Source organism: Arthrobacter sp. MYb227, assembly GCF_002975435.1.
Taxonomy (GTDB): domain Bacteria; phylum Actinomycetota; class Actinomycetes; order Actinomycetales; family Micrococcaceae; genus Paeniglutamicibacter.
Genome location: NZ_PCPT01000005.1, coordinates 240,157 through 256,398, shown reverse-complemented (window position 1 = coordinate 256,398; position 16,242 = coordinate 240,157). Strand labels below are relative to the sequence as shown.

Sequence of the window (16,242 nt, the reverse complement as noted above, 5' to 3'; positions counted from 1 at the left end):
TCCCGGCGCACGGTTCAAGCATCGATCACCAGGTTCCCGGTCGGCGTGGAGCAGCAGATCAGGATCTTGCACGCGGCGATCTCCTTGGGCCTGATCCCGCCGGCATGGTTCATCTCTACTTCCCCTTCCAGCAGGGGGCATTTGCAGGTGCCGCACATCCCCTGCGTGCAGGAGGAGGGCAGCGGGATCCCGGCGGCCAGCGCGGCGTCGAGGATGAAGGCATCCGCCGCGCAATCGATGGTGCGACCACTGCGGGTGAACTCGACGCTAAACACCTGGCTGCCGGCCGCGGGCGCAACAGCCGGAGCCGGTGGGGCGTGGGCGGCGATGTCGAAGCTTTCGGTGTGGAAACGTGCCGGGTCGTGGCCCACGGCTTCAAGCATGCCGCGCACCGAGTCTAGGTACCCGGCCGGACCGCAGGCATAGACCTCGCGCAGGTGGGCATCGGGGACCAGCTCGCGCAGCAGGGCCGCATCCAGCCGCCCCGGGGCGCGCGGGGTGCCCAGGGTGGGGATGGACCCGGTGCCCAGGATGGTTTCGGTGCGCAGGCCGCTGGCCTCGGGGATCGAGCGCAGCTCGCGGTGGAAGATCACCTCGGCCGGTTCGTGCGCGCTGTAGAGCAGCACCGCATCCACCGACTGCCCGGACTGCAGCAGGTGGCGGGCGATGGACATCAGCGGGGTGATGCCGCTGCCGGCTGCCAGCAACAGGTAGGGGGCCTCGGTTTCCGGGGTGAAGGACCCCAGCGGCCCGTGGGCCTCCAGCACGGTGCCGGGTTCCAGCTCCCCGTGCAGCCAGCCCGATCCCGGGCCGCCGACCAGGGCCTTGACGGTGATTTCGATCCCCTCACCGGGGATGGAACTGATCGAATAGCAGCGGTGCACATCCCCTGAGGGCAGCGGCAGGGTGAAGGTGAGGTACTGGCCCGGCAGCCAGCCAAAGCCCTCCCCGGAAACCGGCTCGAAGGCGAAGGTCTTCACGCTGGCGGTTTCCTCCCTGATGGACGTGCAGCGCAGCACCCGGTCCGCCGGGGCGGACGGCAGCGGGGCCTGCGGGGCGTGGAGTTCCTGGGTCATGGCAGCTGCTCCATTCCGCTGCCGGCGCGCAGCGTGTTGATGTACCAGGAGCAGAAGTCCTCGACCTGGTATTCGTTCGGGGCGTAGGGCCCGGGCTGGTAGGCGGGGTTGGAGACCCCCAGCTGGGCGCGCTGCACGAAGGTGCCATCCTGCGCGTTGGTCCGCTCCCAGACCAGCTTCAGCGCCTCCACATCGTAGTCAACGCCCTCCACCGCATCCTCGTGCACCAGCCAGGTGGTGCGCAGCAGCGTCCTGTCCGGGGCCAGCGGCAGCACCGAGAAGGTCACCGCGTGGTCGGAAAGCAGGTGGAACCAGGCGTTGGGCTGCAGGTGCATCGACAGCCGCCCGAGCCTGGGTTCGGCCAGCTCCCCGAGGAGCTTGCGGCACATCAGGGTCCCGTCGGCGCTGAAGGATTCCCCGGCCCCGTCCAGCGGTTCGCGCTGGATGCGGAAGGCGGTGTCGGGCTCGCGCAGCTCCTGGATCTGCGCGTAGGGCAGCCCGTGGGCCTCACTGAGCCGCTGCAGGTCGGCCTCGGCGGCCAGGTAGCGGTCGTAGGCCGGGTGCAGCCGGGGCGGCAGCGAGTCGGGGTCGTAGCCGTAGGTGGGGAAGAGCGAGCAGGAGAGTTCCGGGTGCCCGTCGCAGTGGTAGCACTCGCGGTTGTTCTCCATCACCAGTTTCCAGTTCCCGTGTTCCACCAGGTCCACCTGCGCGGCGACCTTGGTGCGGCCCAGCGCGTGCGGGGCCAGGTAGGGTGTGACGCGTGCGGCGTAGGAGTCGAAGTCCTCCGGCGGGTCGGTGGCCAGGCAAATGAAGATGAGCCCGCCGACCGAGCGCACCGCGACCTTGCGCAGCCCGAACGCGGTCTTGTCGAAGTCCGCCGGCTGCGAGTCGGCGTGCAGCAGCGCCCCGTCGGAGCCGTAGGTCCAGTGGTGGTAGCCGCAGACCAGGTTCCCGACCTCGCCGGAGGGGTCGTTCAAGATCCGGGCCCCGCGGTGCCGGCAGACGTTGTGCAGCGCGGAGAGTTCCGTCTCGTCATCGCGCAGCAGGATCACCGAATACGCACCCACCTCGATGGTGAGGTAGTCCCCGGGCTCCGGAATCTGCGCATCGGTGGCCACGAAGATCCAGTGCCGGGCAAAGACGTGCGTGATGTCCATGTCGAACACCGCTGGTGAGGTGTAGAACGCCGCGTCAAGGCTCAGCCCCGGCACGCGCGCTACTACCAGGTCGGCGAGCGCGGCGGAAAGTGGGGGCGCTGCGGGCAGCGCCAGGGTGCGGGCATCGGGGGAAGTCATGGCGGGTCCTTATCAATGGCGGGGGGTCACATGGGTTGGCACAGGCGCAGGGAGTCGAGGATCGCGGCGTGGATGTTGCGCGAGGCCACCGCGTCCCCCACCCGGTACAGCGCAAAGCGCCCTTCCGGGTTTGTGCCGGCCGGCTGCGGCGCACCGGCCAGCAGCGCCGGGTAATCGATCACCCCGGCGTTGGTCGAATCGGCCAGCAGCTCGAAGTAGAGCTCGTCGTTGGGCAGCGTGCCGTGTTCGATGAGAACCAAATCCACGTTGCGGGTGATCTCGCGGCCCGAGTACTCGCTGAACAGCACCGCGGTGTAGCTCCCGTCGGGTTCCTCGGTGATCTCGCGCAGCCGGTGCGCCAGGGTCACAGTGACCGCGTGCTCGGAGAAGGCGCGCAGGTAGGCCGGGGAGTTCATGGCTCCCACGTCGGGGCCCAGCATGCGTTCGGGGGTGATGATTTCCACCCGTGCCCCGGCGGCGGCCAGCTGCTCGGCGGCATCCAGCCCGGGTTCGGCACCGTTGTCGTCATAGACCAGTACGCTGTCGGGAGCCTCGGACAGCGCCCCGAGCACGTCCCAGGGATCGGAGGCCAGTTCCCCGCCGCGGGGCAAGAAGTCGTGGTTGGGCGTCCCGCCGGTGGCCACCAACACCACGTCGGGCTCCTCGGCCAGCACGGTGGCGCGCTCGGCAAAGACGCCGTAGCGGATCTGCACCCCGGCCAGTTGCGCCTCGGACACGCGCCAGTCGATGATGCCGATCAAATCCCGGCGCCGCGGCAGTGCGGCGGCCAGCAGGACCTGCCCACCGGGTTCGAACCCGGCCTCCAGCACCACCACCGCGTACCCGCGCTCGCCCAGCACCCGGGCCGCCTCCAACCCGGCCGGCCCGGCGCCGATGACCACTGCCTTGCGGCGGCGCACCGCGGGGTTGGGCAGGATCACGTGGGCGAGCTTCAGCTCGCGCCCGGTGGCCGGGTTGTGGATGCACTTGGCGTCCCCGGAGGCGTAGATCGAATCCAGACAGTAGTTGGCCCCCACGCAGGGCCGGATCCGTTCTTCCTGACCTGCCGCAAGCTTGGCGACCAGGTGCGGGTCGGCGATCTGCGCCCGGGTCATCCCCACCAGATCCAGCAGCCCGGCCTTGATCGCGTGCCGGGCCGTGGCAATGTCGGCGATCCGCGAGGCGTGCATGACCGGGATGTCGATCTCGGCCTTGATGGCCCCGGCGAAATCCAGGAACGGCGCCGAGGCGGTGCCCATCGAGGGGATCACCTTGGCCAGGGATGCATCGGATTCAATGGATCCCTTGATCACCGAGAGGAAATCGATGCCCGCGCCCGTGTAGCGGCGCAGCGCCGCCAGCGCTTCGGCGCGGCCCAGCCCGTGCTCGCGGTCCTCGTCCATGGACATCCGGATGCCCACGATGAAGTCCGCGCCCACCGCGGCGCGCACCGCGTTGATGACCAACAGCGGGAAGGCCAGCCGTTTCTCGAAGCTCCCGCCCCAGGCATCGGTGCGGGTGTTGGTGGCCGGGGAAAGGAAGGCGTCCATGAAGTGCCCGTAGGACTGGATCTCCACCCCGTCCATCCCGGCGTCACGGCAGCGCACCGCGGCGGCCGCGTAGTCGGCGGCAATGCGGTGCAGGTCCCATTCCTCGGCGACCTTGGGGAAGGCCCGGTGCGCGGGCTCGCGCATCGCCGAGGGGTAGGGCACCGGCAGCCAGTGTCCGGAGTAGTTGCTGGTGCGCCGGCCCAGGTGGGTGATCTGGCACATCACCGCGGCACCGTGGGTGTGGATTTCGCTGGTGAGCTTTTCCAGCCAGGGCGCGATCTGCCCGCGGTGCAGCTGCAGGTTGCCGAAGGAAGGCGGGCTGTCGGGCGAGACCACCGCCGAACCGCCGACCATCAGCAGCCCGGTCCCGCCCTTGGCGCGCTCCACGTGGTAGGCGCGGTAGCGCTCGGTGGGCAGCGAGTCCTGCCCGTAGGCCGGCTCGTGCGAGGTGCTCACGATGCGGTTGCGCAGCTCGAGGTTCCGGATGGCGAACGGCTGGAGCAACGGGTCGGTGCTGCGCATGGTGCTGGGCCCCCTTTGGCGATCCAGGGACCCGCTGTCGCAAGGACCTGGTGGCTCCAGTGTCGACCGCCGAACCGTTGAAGACCAGCGAACGATTTCGCACGATACCGTGTAGCCTTCGTGCATGATCGATTCAAGGCTCCACGTACTGCGGATGCTGGCCGCGCACGGCACGGTCACCGCCACCGCCAAGGCCCTGCACTACACTCCCTCGGCGGTCTCGGCGCAACTGCGCACGCTGTCCGAGGACCTCGGCGTGGTGCTGCTGGCCCCGGCCGGGCGCGGGGTCCGGCTGACCCCCGCCGCACGCATCCTGCTCAGCCACATCGACTCGCTGTTTTCGGATTGGGAGCACATCCGCGGGCTGCTGGCCGCCGAGTCGGGAGCCTATGCCGGGACGCTGCGGATGTGCGGGTTCTCCACCGCCGCCGCGGCCCTGCTGCCGGGGGTCGTCACGGCACTGAACACCACCCGACCGGAACTCGAGGTGCGGATCATCGAGGCCGACCCGGCCGACTGCTTTGCCATGCTGCTGGCCGATGACGCCGATGTGGCGGTGATCGTCTCCACGCGGGCCGCGCCCTCCAGTGCCGATGCCCGCTTCGAGACCCAGTTCCTGCTCGATGACCCGCTTGAGCTGCTGCTGCCGCTGGGCCACAAGCTGGCCGGCCGCACGGCGGTGGGCCTTCAGGAGACGGCCGACGAGCCGTGGATCGTGGACAGGCCCGGCCGCCCGCACCGCCAGCTGGTGTTCAATTCCTGCGCCGAGGCAGGCTTCACCCCGCGGGTCGCGCACGAGGCCGCCGAATGGGACACCGGGGCGGCACTTGTCGCAGCGGGCTTCGGGGTCTGCCTGGTCCCGAAGCTGGCCCGGATCCCTTCCGGCTACCCGATCACCCGCATCCCGCTGCGCGGGGACCCCGCCCCGTCGCGGCACATCCGCACCGTGGTGCGCCGCGGCAGTGCTTCCCAGCCGGTCATCGCCGAGGCGCTGGAGGTGCTGAAGCAAATCGCGGCGGCGGCGAACCCGACTTAGTGCTCGTGCCCGGGATGCGCGCCGTGCAGGTAGGCCTTTTTGCCGCCGTGGTCGAAGATCGTTAGGATCTCCACCGGCCCGTCGTGCGCCCCAATGCGGTGCGGGACCATGGTGGAGAATTTCGAGGCCTGGCCCGGGTGGACCAGGATGGTGCGCTCCCCCAGCACCAGTGACACCGTCCCGGAAAGCACCGTGAACCACTCTCGTCCAGGGTGCACGCTCAAGGATACATCCTTCATGGAGCGTTCCCTGGTGATGCGCATCTTGGCCACGGTGGTCCCGTTGGCCGAGTGCTCGCGGGAGAGCAGCCAGGTGGTGAGCCCGGGTTGGTGCTCGGGTTCGGGGCGGATCACCACGTCCTCGGACCAGTCGGAGTTCATGCTCGGGCGGCTGGCCGCAAAGATCGAGGCACACGGGCTTACCGGGCGCGTGGACACCGCGCAACCTCGTGGCCCGCGGCCACGGACGTGAACCTTATCTGGGCCGCATCCTCGATGCACCGCATGGCCAACCCGGCCCGCGTCTTCGAGAAGATCGGCACCACGCTATCCAAGGACTGCCTGCTGGTGGTCGTGGAGATGGACGTACTGCCGCGCTACCTGCCCGAGGATTTGGGCTTCGGAACCCCGGGCTTGGAGGAACGCTGCCACGCCGCGGTGAACAGCGCCGGTTGGAACTCCCACCCGGACTGGGCCGAGGACATCGACCGGTCCGGCATGGCGACCACCGCGAAACGCACCTTCACCTACTCCATCGCCGAGGAGAAGGAACTGGTGGCGTCCAACGCGCAGAACTTCCTGACCCGGATGCGCGAGAACCTCACCGGCACCCTCCCGGCTGAGGACCTGGCCACGCTCGATGCGCTGCTGGCCACGCACGGCCCGCACTCGGTGCTTCAACGCACCGACCTGGCGATGCGCGGCAGCCGCACCGTCTGGACCGCGCGACCGGCCCGCTAAAAGCTGCCAGGGCTCCTCAAGATTCCGGCCAGGCCCGGTGCACCAATATCCCCGAAAACAATGAAACGGCTTGTCGGAAGCAAGTAGTGCACGCGGGGAAGCTAGCTTCCGAACTCCATGTCCGCGGTTGACACCACCGCTGCGCGACGGCCCGGCGCGCCCTGGAACTGCCAGTACATGTTGATGTGCGAGATCGCCAGCTCGGGTGCCGGGGCACCCCACGGGGTCATGTCGCTGGTGGTGTGCGCGTCGGAAACCAGCGTGACGTCGTAGCCGCGAGCGAAGGCGCCGTGGGCGGTGGACCGGATGCACGCATCCGACTGGGCACCGGATACCACCAGCTTCCCGACCCCCACTCCTGCCAGCACCGTTTCCAAGTCCGTTGCTTCGAAGGCATCGCCGTAGGTTTTCTGGATGACCGGCTCCCCGGGCGCCGGTGAAAGCTCGGGAACGATTTCCCAGCCCTGACTTCCGATTTCCATGTCTTCGTCCGAGTGCTGGACCCAGATAACCGGGGTGTTCGCGGCGCGGGCCTTGCGAACCAGCGCATTGATGTTGGCGATGGTTTCCTCGCGGTGGTAGGCATCGCCCACGACGTCGTTCTGGACATCGATCACCATCAGCGCGGTGTTCGTTCGATCGATCAAGGTGCTCATGGTGATTCTCCTTCGGGTGTCTCCGGTGGTTTTCCGGTACCCACAATAGGCGCGGGCACCGACATTTTGGAACACCCCAAGACCCGTTTTTACTGCCCCTTCAGCCGGGCCGCGGCACTGGCATTGCACCACCCAGCGCGCTGTAACCGGAAGCCACGCTCAGGGCTTTTGTGCCAACTCCGCGATGGCCCCGAAGCTGGCCTGCAGGATCTTCTCGACCACAGCAGGCGGGTACCCCAGCCGGCCCAGGACCTCCTGGTAGCGGGCGATGTTCCCGCTCTTCCATTGCTCGGCCACCTCGGCCGGGGTCAGTTCCGGCTTCCAGCGGCCCAGCGTGGCGAGGGCTTCCTGGGGGCTGGTGGTTCCGGCAACCAGCCCGTCAAGCAGCTGCTGGAAATCCGGGACGCGTCTGCGCCGGGCCTCGATCCCCGCGCTATACACGCCGATCAACGACACCAGCAGCCCCACCACACCGACGAGGAACCCCGCCACCTCGAGGAATTCGGCGTGCGTGTCGGGCGCCTTGTCGTTGCCGCGCGCGGCCTCGAACGGTGCCGCCGCGGCCGCAAATGGCCCGGCCACCGCGGCAAGATCCGCCGGAAGTTCCTCCTTGAACGTACCCATGTCGTATCCCCGTTTTCCTCGCATCGTCGGTGCAGCCACTTGGCGCGGAGTCTAGCAACAAATCAGGTCCCGGGACATGGGCCACGCGAACCGCGAGCGGTTATTCGGACTCCGGCCAGCAGAACTCCCAGTCCGTGCCGCCGTTCCCGTAGCAACGTGGCCCGTTGTAGCCGGGGAATCCGCCGTTCTTGGGCTTGCCCTTCTTTTCCAGAGCCCCGTCTCCCGGCGTCTTCTTTACCTCGGTCTCGGTCTCACGCTCGTTACCCTTCTGTTCCTCCTCGCGTTCCTCGGCCTGGCGCTCCAGCGCTGCCTTCCTTTGCTCGGCCTCTTTCTTGGCCTTGGCGACTTTTCCCTCTTCGGCTTCCTTCTTGGCCTGTGCCAAAGCGGCTTGCTTTCCGGCCAGCATGCTCTCGATGCCCGTGGCGCGGTCCATCGCGGCATTCAGCACCGGCAGGTAGGTGGCTTTGCCGGCCGCCCACACCACCGAGTTGACCGAGTCCGCCGAGGAATCCAGCGCCTTCAGCGCCGCATTCTTGGTCCTCAAGACCACGATGGCCGCGGTGACGACTCCCCCCAAGGCCGCCTCCACGCCGGCGGCACCCGCCGGGACCGTGTCATCGAGTGCGTCGAGCCCTGCCACGGCGTCCTCGACCATCGCCGGTACGGTGCAGTCGATCCCGGGCTCGAAGAGCCAGTTGCCGTACTCCTGAGCCCGCTGCTCTGCGGCCTGCACCTCCGGATAGAAGCGCTCGTTGGGCGCGAAGAGCACCGCGACGACGAACCCGGCCGCGGCAATGTCAGCGTTCACCAGGCTCCGGTCCTTGCACACCCCCACCAGCGTGCGCCCGTGAAAATCCTGCCTGGTGACGTCGCAGGACAGCTCGATGGCATCCCCCCGGGGGCCAACAGCGATTTGGTGAACGCGGTGGCCTCGGCACCAAGGCACTCGACCGGCCGATCCAGGTGCTTGGATTCAGGGGTGTCGATGCTCAGCAGCCGCACCGTGGTCTCTGTTCCCCAAGACATCGGCCACGATGGTGTCCCCGTCGATGACCCGGATGACGGTGATCCGGACCTCGTCGGTGCTCTCCTGCTGCGCCGGCGCCTGGCTGCAGCCCGTGGCCACCAAGACCAGCGCCACCACCCCGGCGATGAGCCCGCCGAGCTTCTTCCCGCGGCTCACCGCTATTTCATTTCCCCCCAAGCGCTGTGGTTCTCCTGACATTGCTAGTAGCTGCGAACGAACAAACCTTCAGTTTGGCTGCGCAAAACTCCCGAAAAATACTCCGACCTGGGACATTTCTCCCGCCCAGAACAGGACATGGCACCCTGCCGTGAGGCGCAGGGGGATCCATAGCCTTGAACCAGCCAAGGGGAAGAGATGAACCACCATGGCACGGCACACCGCCTTCGGAGTCACAACCACCCAGCAACACAGACGCGTCCGCCGCACCGGGACCATCCCGGCCAGTTCTTGGCCGCGCTAGAGGCGGTCCTGACCAACGACCCGGCACCCGGGCTCCCGCCTGCCGGGTGGAGCGGATCACCAAAACCCTCACTGACCAGACCCGTCACCGAGGAATGCAGCGGTAGTCTGGAGCCATGACTTTTACCCCCGACACATCCAAGAAAAGCGCCCGTGTACGCATCCTGCCCTCCCTGCTCGCCGGTGCGGCCAGCGGGGCGCTGACGCTGATTGACCCGGCCCGCTTCAAGCCGTGCACCCGCAGGGGCCTAGTCACCGGCTCCGCTGCCGCCTACGCGGCCGTGGCCTGGGTCGGCAGCTCGGGCAGCGAGGAATACAAGCCCGGCAACATCCTGCGCGGTTCCCTCGCCCTGGGCCTGGGTGCGCTGGGAGCCATCGCCACGCATTACAGCTTCACGCTGGATGGCAAGATCCACCAGGGGCTGCTGCGCCGCGGCATCAACAACCCGCGCCCACTCATGGCTGTGGGCTCCGGTATCCTCACCGCGGCTCTGGTGCTGCTCGAACCTCCGGCCGAGGCACCGGACCCGGTCGCGTACGGGAACGATGACGGACCGGCCGAACGGGAGATCACCACGAACGTCCGCGACCTGGTCGCCGGCATGCTCAACGCCACCGATGACTTCGGCGCCGCGCAGCTGCGCGAGCAGCTGAAAAGCGCCAAGGAGCAGCACTGGGTCGGGCCCGACGAGTTCACCTGCGGCCTCACCTTCGTGGTGCCGGAAGATGCGGTGCGCACCGTGCCGCGCAATTTCACCTTCCCGGTCCACGCCGACTTCACCACCGACGACGGGCACCCGATGCGGGTGAGCCTGCAGGTGCATGACGGCGTCCTTGACACCCTGCTCATCGACGTGCCGCACGAGCAGCTCGATGCGGCCAACACGGACGAGGATGATCCCTTCGAATCGGTCACCGGATGGCCGTTGGCCTCGACGGTCGTTTACAGCCCCGAGGCCTGACAAGCGGAAAACCCGGGGCGTAGGGTGAAGCCATGACACGCTTCGCGATCGACCCTCCCGCACTGCTGGCCATCGTGCGGTCTGGCACCCCGGTGCACCCCGGCCACCAACTTGTTGCACCCCACGCCATCCGCACCGCAGCCCTCGAACTGCTGCTCGCCGAGGTGGAAGCCGGCACGCTGGATGAAGCCGGAGCCTTGCCCCTGCACGAATCCATGACCGCGGTGAAAATCCGCACCCTGGGCGACCGGGTATCGCGCGGCACCGCCTGGAAGCTGGCGCGCAAGCACGGGTGGGATTCACTGGGTGATGCCGAGTACCTCGCGGTCGGCGTGCTGCAGGCCGACGCGCTGGTGGCGCTGGATGCACAGCTTGCCGCTCGGGCCTCGGGGATCGTCCCATTGGCGCCGTTGCCAGCGCTCTTCAGCGCGTAACCCGGCTCAAGCTTCGTGGCTCTGTGGGTGGCGCTGGGTGACCGATTACCCGTTGCCATACACATCGGTCCAACAGCTACTTAGAGCGCCGTTTCGCAGTTACCGACTGCAACGCGCAGCTTACTGGTCCAGGGGTCTTCGAAGCACAACGCGGCACCGGTCTGGCGGCTGGCGATTCCAGCAATCTTCAGGCGGTCTCCGAGCGCTCCTATCTTAGCCACGTTGGGCACTGTGATTGACACTTCGCTTAAACTTAAGGTGTTCCTGTGTGGTTCGGTTCCACGGGAGTTCCAAACGTTCATGGCCATGTGGTGCGATATCCGCTGGCATGGCGGCACGGTATTCGGTCGCAGAGATCTTGCATTTATTCAGTTGGGCGATTGAACGCTCCTCACCCGATGAGATCAGGTCCGCTTCCGGTAGGCCCTTTCATGGTCATTTAGATTCTCGCCGATCGGCTTCTTGAATGAAGTAATCGCGTAGATATCGATAGAGTCGGGCTCTACGCGCAAGCTGCGATCCCTAAGGATTTTTTCCACCCGATTTCGATCAGCGCCCAGCTGCAGTGACGGCACCCAGAGCAAGCGTCGAAACACTGAGTAACGGTCTTGGGCGCTGGCATCCTCGTTCAACACACAATGGCGGCGTTTTATGGAATTGATCTATGTGATCCCGGTCTTGAAGCACGGTATCGGCCTGGCCCATAAACACAGTGCACTTTCGGGCTAGTTCACTTAGGTCAACGGGTTCGCGGCGGGCTATTGACTCTGTAAGGATCCGCACTAAAGTGCGGTACTGCCGCGAGGTTCTAGGCTGTGTTGGGCCGAAGCAGTCCGCGGCAACGGCCTGGATCTTATCCTGCCGAAACAAAACCAATATCGGTGCAATTTGCCGGTAGAGATCCAGAACCTGCGACCTACTGCTAAGCCTCTTGACCGGTTGGGAGTATGAACTCAACACCTAGGAAACTCTGCGATAGTTCAGTGACATGCTTGCTGACCAACACCGCAGTAGAGTCCTATCGCTTCGGCTTAGTTTCCCGTTATTTAGGCCTTGCCCAATGCCAATTTGCCACGCAAAAAAGTCATTCTTCGGTACCCGGGTTACCCCTGATTCGTCAGGGTGCTCTTGAATTAAGATCAATGATGCTGGGAACAAGCCGTGACCTGTTCCCAGCATCTAGCCATTACTTCAGCAGTGAAATTTTTTCAACCTTGAATAAAGGCACGGTAGTGTTGCCACCCACCTGTGTGTCATAGCTGAAAGAACCTAGCGAAGTTGCAACTATCTTGACGTTGTCATCCGCAACGACATCATCAAGCTTTGGGCACTCTTCTTCGCCGTCTCCTCCTACAAACATGGAGTTGTGCTCATACTTCCACGAACTCGACATTCTGGTATGTGCGACATTTGCGCGGAAAGTGCAGTCACCAGTCGCGGCATCGAACTGAGTGATATTTCCATAGACGACAACAACGTCACCCTTTGCGCTATCAGGCTTCTTTACCAAGCGAGCCAGATCCCTTGATGTCATTGGCTTAGCGTTATCGATCTTCGCCTTAGCATCTGCTTTTTCTTTCTTCGCCTTCGCAGTTGCTTCCTTCTGAGCCGCTTCTTGCTCTGCGGCTGCTTTCTCCGCTTCTGCCTTGGCCTCTTCAGCCGCAGCCTTAGCCGATGCTTCCGAAGCTGAAGACTCTGCAGCCGCCGAAGATGCAGCCGCCGACGAAGCCGCGGCGGCAGACTCAGCGGCGGCCGAAGACTCAGCTACTGCTGCGCTGTTTCCGGCTGCACCCCCATCACTGGCACAACCTGCCAGTCCTAGGATGCAAAGCACAGAGGCAGCCCCCAAAAAAATCTTCTTCATGAAATCCCTATCTACGAATGATGACTTACCAACCCTATATCTAAGGTATGACGCTTCAAGAAACCGTCAATGCCGTCCGCACTAGTAGATTCACCCATTCATTCAACTTACGGCCGATTGATGACTTCCGCTTTAAACCCTTTCCAAAACTAGCCCGGTAGCTCCGGAGCGTCTTGGCTAGCAAAGATCTGCTTAACAAGTTCATAGCGGAAAATCGATCACGTAAGGTCACACAATGAAGTCCCGATCTGTTGTTAAGCGGTTATTCGTGTAACCACCTATTTTGTAGTTCTGAAGTTTCATCAAGGGGTCGATGCAACCACCCAGACAAAAGAGTTCACCTCCGTGATGATTCATCACTAGGTCTTGAACCCCATTTTTGGTTAAAGAAGCGCTCTCCGGTAAATTACCTCACTATCGAAATAGATGTTTACGGTTCAGGATTTCGTCTAGCCCACGGCAACGCGCAGCTTATTGGCCCATGGGTCATCGAAGCGCAGTTCGGAACCGGTATGGTGGCTGGCGATTCCGGCAGTCTTGAGTCGATCGGCGAGCGCTCCAACTTCGTCGGTGTTCGGCACAGTGATGAGCACCTCGCCCAAACCCAGGGTGTCCTTGCGCGGTCCGGCTCCGCGGGAATTCCAGACGTTCATTGCCATGTGGTGGTGGTATCCGCCGGCGGAGACGAAGAGCGCTTGACCGTGGAAGCTTGTGGTTTTAGCGAAGCCTAGTGTGTCTACATAGAACTTTTCTGCCGTGGGTACGTCCCCTACCTGTAGGTGAACGTGACCGATTCCGGCGCTAGCCGTGCTTTGACCGCTAACTGCTGCCTCGTTGACATGCTTGTTGAGGTAGTCGTTGGGGTCTAGATAGATGGTGTCCATGGCTACGGTGTCACCGTTCCACGTCCAGGTGTCGCGTGGGCGGTCCCAGTAGAGTTCGATGCCGTTACCTTCTGGGTCATTGAAGTAGAAGGCTTCGGAGACCAGGTGGTCGGAGGATCCGGTAAAGAGTGAGCCATCGTATTGGGCTGCGGAAAGGACCGTTGCCGCGAGGTCGGGCTGGGTGTCGAAAAGTAGCGCGGTGTGGAAGAGTCCGGCTTCGCCACGTGCGGGCAGGTTCAGTCCGTGGCCGTCGGCGAGGTGGACCAGCTCCAAACCGTTGCGCCCGAGCATGGTGCCCGATGCCGATTCTGAGAGGATTTCTAGGCCGAGCGCCTTTTGGTAGTAGGTGCTCATGTTTTTCATGTCTCCTACCTTGAGCTTGACAGTGCCCATGGTGAGGTCTGCTGAAAGTTGGTCTTGAGTTGTATGTGCCATCGCGGAGGTTCCTTAGGCTGTGGGGAGTTATTGGTGCTTAGTTCAAGTATTACACCATTTAGTTGAAGCTACAACCTTTTATTTTGATCCGCTCGTCACACCACTCACTACCAGCAGTCGCACCACCACCCAGAAGCGAATAGCTCCGCGCTTGCACGCCACTACTATTCGTCGATCACCCAGACCCGGTACCCCAGCCTGCAATCGATTGCACCAATGAACCTAGCGTGTTTGACTGTGGACGAATCACGGGTGAAAGTCCTACACAGCAAGGAACGGGGTATCTGATGTCCAAGGGCAGTAGTAGCATGGACGGGTCCGGCTCGAATGCCGAGACCGCGGCAAAAGACAGGCACGCACCGGAACCCGAGGACGAACGTAAGCCAGACTCCCCCACCAAGCTGACCGCCGCTTCGTGGAAATACGCTTTGGGACGCTCGACTCGAGAGTTTTCAAGACTGTCAATCACCGATTTAGGGGCAAGCCTGGCCTACTACGGGATACTCTCACTCTTCCCTGCCCTTCTGGCACTGGTTTCACTGCTAGGCATTGTCGGTCAGGCTGAATCGACAACGCAGAACATGTTAGAGATGATCGGTAAGGTTGCTAGTCCCGAGGTTTCTAGCATTTTGGAACAACCGATAGAGCAGCTGGCCAACAATCGTGCAGCTGGGCTCACGTTCCTTGTGGGTCTGCTCGGTGCACTCTGGAGCGCCTCGGGATACGTCGGCGCGTTCGGCCGATGCCTCAATCGGATCTATGCGATTGCCGAAGGCCGGCCATTCTACAAACTCAAGCCCCTCATGTTGCTACTCACCGCGGCATTGCTGGTGGTTGTGGCGCTCATGGCTATTTTGCTTGTGGTCTCCGGGCCATTCGCTCAAGCCATTGGTGACACCATCGGGGCCGGTAGCCAAACCCTGCTGATCTGGAATATTGCCAAGTGGCCGGTGCTGGCAATCTGCGCTGTGGGCCTAGTGACGGCGCTCTATTGCGGGACGCCCAATATCAGGCAACCCAAGGTCAGGTGGTTGAGTGCTGGCTCCGCTACGGCACTGTTGGTGCTCGCGTTAGCAACACTTGGATTCTTTTTCTATGTTGCAAATTTTGGCAGCTACAACAAAACATATGGCACCATCGGTGGAGCAATAGTGCTTCTGCTCTGGCTGTGGATCGCCAATCTCTCGCTGCTCTTCGGCGCGGTGCTAGATGCAGAAATCGAACGTGCCCGCGAGCTACAAGGAGGAATCTCGGCCGAGCGTTCAATCCAACTACCTCCTCGCGACACCACGGCCAGCGATAAGGCTCTGGCCAAGGAAAACAAGGACATTGAGCGTGCGGCCCACTTGCGGACGGCCGCCCGTCAGAGCAAAGACAACTAGGAACTACTCGGCAAAACCAATGCTAGGCCCAGTGGCGGGCACCCCAGAAGTGTGGCTTATCGCCGCCTGACAGCGCTAGTCTCTGAACATGACTAAACGGCAGAAGCATAGTGTCAGGATGGATCTCACCTTGCGGGTCACCGATGAGGCTGCGCTGAAAGACTTTGCCGAGCAACGCATGCGCACCGAATATGAGGATGACCCGGACATGCTGCTCGATGAGCTTTCGGAGCTTCGAAATGGGCATATTGCCTCGTTGTCTATCGCTCTGGAGCCGGAGTTTCTCACGTCAATGATCCCGGGCATCCAGATCATTGAATCCGAATGCTCAATTACCTCGGAGAACGCCGAAGAGACGATTCTCCAGGTGGAGCCGGAGCCCGCGGCCCAACCCCGGCAGGCTTCAGATGATGCCTCTGCTTCCACATCAAATTCACCCCTTAGCGACATGGCAGCGCTCGGTGCCATGGTCCGCATCCACGCGCTTGAGCAGTACACGGAAGAATTTGAGGAAAGCGACCCGGAAGCGGATGATTTTTCTCCAAACACACTACTCACCGGAGCACTGATGTGGTCCTACGAGACGCTAGTCGACTCACTTTTCGAAGATATCTCGTTTCAACGAAATGGTGGAACGGCAATCGAAGAGACCCTATGCCTCTCCCAACTTCCCGAAGCATTCCAAGAACACTACACCTCAGGCTTCACACAGCGGTTCCTAGCCATCACCATGGATCTGGGACATAGCCTTGTCTCTGGTTTTAGTCATCCAAGTTGCGTGGCCCAAGAACTAGTCTTGCGCCTAGTCTTCAACCGGATGGAATTGCTTGAGGACCTCTATACGGAGCTTGAACTTCCCGATGATTGGCGCTCAATGCTCGAGGATCTGATGTTTGAAGATACCGATCACGAATTTCTCTACGACCCATCAATGCTTGGCATAGGCAGTGATCCAAAGTTTGCTCACATGCGGGTGGTTAATTTGGATATTGCCGACTGGTTCACCCCCTTCGCTGACCGCACGGTGAATCCTTATGCGCATGATGCCTTGGGCACCACCGACTAGCTCCTTGGCAT

Annotated in this window: 17 protein-coding genes and 1 pseudogene; 7 read left to right on the top strand and 11 right to left on the bottom strand. The window is 63.2% G+C overall.

Features of this window, described 5'->3' with window-relative positions; all coding sequences use genetic code 11:
* Nucleotides 1-14: 14 nt before the first annotated feature.
* Genes CQ018_RS12515 through CQ018_RS12505 form a run of 3 tightly spaced genes read right to left on the bottom strand, consistent with a single transcriptional unit; the run spans nucleotide 15 to nucleotide 4,443 of the window.
* Nucleotides 15-1,076 (bottom strand): flavin reductase family protein, encoded by a 1,062-nt coding sequence (locus tag CQ018_RS12515; RefSeq protein ID WP_105550336.1) that lies wholly within the window; start codon nucleotides 1,074-1,076, stop codon nucleotides 15-17.
* Complete coding sequence (locus CQ018_RS12510) at nucleotides 1,073-2,371, bottom strand: aromatic ring-hydroxylating dioxygenase subunit alpha (RefSeq protein WP_105550335.1); 1,299 nt, start codon at nucleotides 2,369-2,371, stop codon at nucleotides 1,073-1,075. The genes CQ018_RS12515 and CQ018_RS12510 overlap by 4 nt, the downstream gene beginning before the upstream one ends.
* A 26-nt stretch (nucleotides 2,372-2,397) precedes the next feature.
* A complete protein-coding gene (locus CQ018_RS12505) occupies nucleotides 2,398-4,443 on the bottom strand; it encodes an FAD-dependent oxidoreductase (protein WP_105550334.1) in 2,046 nt (681 codons plus the stop codon).
* A 124-nt stretch (nucleotides 4,444-4,567) separates the two neighbouring features.
* Between CQ018_RS12505 and CQ018_RS12500 the strand changes: the two genes are divergently transcribed.
* Nucleotides 4,568-5,479, top strand: coding sequence for a LysR family transcriptional regulator (locus CQ018_RS12500; RefSeq protein WP_105550333.1), 912 nt, complete (start codon nucleotides 4,568-4,570; stop codon nucleotides 5,477-5,479).
* On the opposite strand, the gene CQ018_RS12495 is transcribed toward CQ018_RS12500, so the two are convergent.
* The gene (locus CQ018_RS12495; protein WP_258142587.1) at nucleotides 5,476-5,916 is read right to left on the bottom strand and encodes a cupin domain-containing protein; all 441 of its coding nucleotides are present in this window, start codon (nucleotides 5,914-5,916) and stop codon (nucleotides 5,476-5,478) included. The two genes, CQ018_RS12500 and CQ018_RS12495, sit on opposite strands and share 4 nt — an antisense overlap.
* Nucleotides 5,917-5,982: 66 nt before the next feature.
* Here CQ018_RS12495 and CQ018_RS12490 point away from each other — a divergent pair, with 66 nt between their 5' ends.
* Nucleotides 5,983-6,438 carry a hypothetical protein gene (locus tag CQ018_RS12490; RefSeq protein WP_146111898.1) on the top strand — a complete coding sequence of 152 codons (456 nt, stop codon included), beginning with the start codon at nucleotides 5,983-5,985 and terminating at the stop codon, nucleotides 6,436-6,438.
* A 101-nt stretch (nucleotides 6,439-6,539) separates the two neighbouring features.
* On the opposite strand, the gene CQ018_RS12485 is transcribed toward CQ018_RS12490, so the two are convergent.
* The 4 genes from CQ018_RS12485 to CQ018_RS20835 form a co-directional block, all read right to left on the bottom strand.
* On the bottom strand, nucleotides 6,540-7,094 hold the full coding sequence (locus CQ018_RS12485) for a cysteine hydrolase family protein (RefSeq protein ID WP_105550331.1): 555 nt from the start codon (nucleotides 7,092-7,094) through the stop codon (nucleotides 6,540-6,542).
* 159 nt (nucleotides 7,095-7,253) lie between these two features.
* The gene (locus CQ018_RS12480; RefSeq protein WP_105550330.1) at nucleotides 7,254-7,718 is read right to left on the bottom strand and encodes a hypothetical protein; all 465 of its coding nucleotides are present in this window, start codon (nucleotides 7,716-7,718) and stop codon (nucleotides 7,254-7,256) included.
* Nucleotides 7,719-7,818: 100 nt separating this feature from the next.
* Nucleotides 7,819-8,526 (bottom strand): hypothetical protein, encoded by a 708-nt coding sequence (locus tag CQ018_RS12475; RefSeq protein WP_146111897.1) that lies wholly within the window; start codon nucleotides 8,524-8,526, stop codon nucleotides 7,819-7,821.
* The gene (locus CQ018_RS20835) at nucleotides 8,523-8,744 is read right to left on the bottom strand and encodes a thermonuclease family protein (RefSeq protein ID WP_374954199.1); all 222 of its coding nucleotides are present in this window, start codon (nucleotides 8,742-8,744) and stop codon (nucleotides 8,523-8,525) included. The genes CQ018_RS12475 and CQ018_RS20835 overlap by 4 nt, the downstream gene beginning before the upstream one ends.
* Here CQ018_RS20835 and CQ018_RS20830 point away from each other — a divergent pair.
* From CQ018_RS20830 to CQ018_RS12460, 3 genes are all read left to right on the top strand, one after another.
* A complete protein-coding gene (locus tag CQ018_RS20830) occupies nucleotides 8,722-8,940 on the top strand; it encodes a hypothetical protein (RefSeq protein WP_374954198.1) in 219 nt (72 codons plus the stop codon). The two genes, CQ018_RS20835 and CQ018_RS20830, sit on opposite strands and share 23 nt — an antisense overlap.
* A 380-nt stretch (nucleotides 8,941-9,320) precedes the next feature.
* Nucleotides 9,321-10,166 (top strand): hypothetical protein, encoded by an 846-nt coding sequence (locus CQ018_RS12465; protein ID WP_105550327.1) that lies wholly within the window; start codon nucleotides 9,321-9,323, stop codon nucleotides 10,164-10,166.
* A 32-nt stretch (nucleotides 10,167-10,198) separates the two neighbouring features.
* Nucleotides 10,199-10,600: a hypothetical protein gene (locus CQ018_RS12460; RefSeq protein WP_105550326.1), complete on the top strand. Its 402-nt coding sequence runs from the start codon at nucleotides 10,199-10,201 to the stop codon at nucleotides 10,598-10,600.
* A gap of 80 nt (nucleotides 10,601-10,680) precedes the next feature.
* On the opposite strand, the pseudogene CQ018_RS20535 reads toward CQ018_RS12460, so the two are convergent.
* From CQ018_RS20535 to CQ018_RS12445, 3 genes and pseudogenes are all read right to left on the bottom strand, one after another.
* A pseudogene (locus CQ018_RS20535) lies at nucleotides 10,681-10,923 on the bottom strand (VOC family protein); the annotation flags it as partial.
* Between the two features lie 863 nt (nucleotides 10,924-11,786).
* Nucleotides 11,787-12,464, bottom strand: a complete 678-nt coding sequence (locus tag CQ018_RS12450; protein WP_105550324.1) for a hypothetical protein — start codon at nucleotides 12,462-12,464, stop codon at nucleotides 11,787-11,789.
* A gap of 449 nt (nucleotides 12,465-12,913) precedes the next feature.
* On the bottom strand, nucleotides 12,914-13,783 hold the full coding sequence (locus tag CQ018_RS12445; RefSeq protein ID WP_105550323.1) for a VOC family protein: 870 nt from the start codon (nucleotides 13,781-13,783) through the stop codon (nucleotides 12,914-12,916).
* Nucleotides 13,784-14,070: 287 nt separating this feature from the next.
* Between CQ018_RS12445 and CQ018_RS12440 the strand changes: the two genes are divergently transcribed.
* On the top strand, nucleotides 14,071-15,165 hold the full coding sequence (locus CQ018_RS12440; RefSeq protein WP_105550322.1) for a YihY/virulence factor BrkB family protein: 1,095 nt from the start codon (nucleotides 14,071-14,073) through the stop codon (nucleotides 15,163-15,165).
* 88 nt (nucleotides 15,166-15,253) lie between these two features.
* On the top strand, nucleotides 15,254-16,231 hold the full coding sequence (locus CQ018_RS12435) for a hypothetical protein (RefSeq protein WP_146111895.1): 978 nt from the start codon (nucleotides 15,254-15,256) through the stop codon (nucleotides 16,229-16,231).
* The last annotated feature ends 11 nt before the right edge of the window (nucleotides 16,232-16,242 follow it).

Coding starts and splice junctions, on each gene's coding strand:
- CQ018_RS12505 (WP_105550334.1), bottom strand. CDS start 4,443: ATGCGCAGCACCGACCCGTTGCTCCAGCCGTTCGCCATCCGGAACCTC.
- CQ018_RS12435 (WP_146111895.1), top strand. CDS start 15,254: ATGACTAAACGGCAGAAGCATAGTGTCAGGATGGATCTCACCTTGCGG.
- CQ018_RS12465 (WP_105550327.1), top strand. CDS start 9,321: ATGACTTTTACCCCCGACACATCCAAGAAAAGCGCCCGTGTACGCATC.
- CQ018_RS12480 (WP_105550330.1), bottom strand. CDS start 7,718: ATGGGTACGTTCAAGGAGGAACTTCCGGCGGATCTTGCCGCGGTGGCC.
- CQ018_RS12460 (WP_105550326.1), top strand. CDS start 10,199: ATGACACGCTTCGCGATCGACCCTCCCGCACTGCTGGCCATCGTGCGG.
- CQ018_RS12500 (WP_105550333.1), top strand. CDS start 4,568: ATGATCGATTCAAGGCTCCACGTACTGCGGATGCTGGCCGCGCACGGC.
- CQ018_RS12440 (WP_105550322.1), top strand. CDS start 14,071: ATGTCCAAGGGCAGTAGTAGCATGGACGGGTCCGGCTCGAATGCCGAG.
- CQ018_RS12490 (WP_146111898.1), top strand. CDS start 5,983: ATGGCCAACCCGGCCCGCGTCTTCGAGAAGATCGGCACCACGCTATCC.
- CQ018_RS12515 (WP_105550336.1), bottom strand. CDS start 1,076: ATGACCCAGGAACTCCACGCCCCGCAGGCCCCGCTGCCGTCCGCCCCG.
- CQ018_RS20835 (WP_374954199.1), bottom strand. CDS start 8,744: ATGTCTTGGGGAACAGAGACCACGGTGCGGCTGCTGAGCATCGACACC.
- CQ018_RS12510 (WP_105550335.1), bottom strand. CDS start 2,371: ATGACTTCCCCCGATGCCCGCACCCTGGCGCTGCCCGCAGCGCCCCCA.
- CQ018_RS12485 (WP_105550331.1), bottom strand. CDS start 7,094: ATGAGCACCTTGATCGATCGAACGAACACCGCGCTGATGGTGATCGAT.
- CQ018_RS12450 (WP_105550324.1), bottom strand. CDS start 12,464: ATGAAGAAGATTTTTTTGGGGGCTGCCTCTGTGCTTTGCATCCTAGGA.
- CQ018_RS12445 (WP_105550323.1), bottom strand. CDS start 13,783: ATGGCACATACAACTCAAGACCAACTTTCAGCAGACCTCACCATGGGC.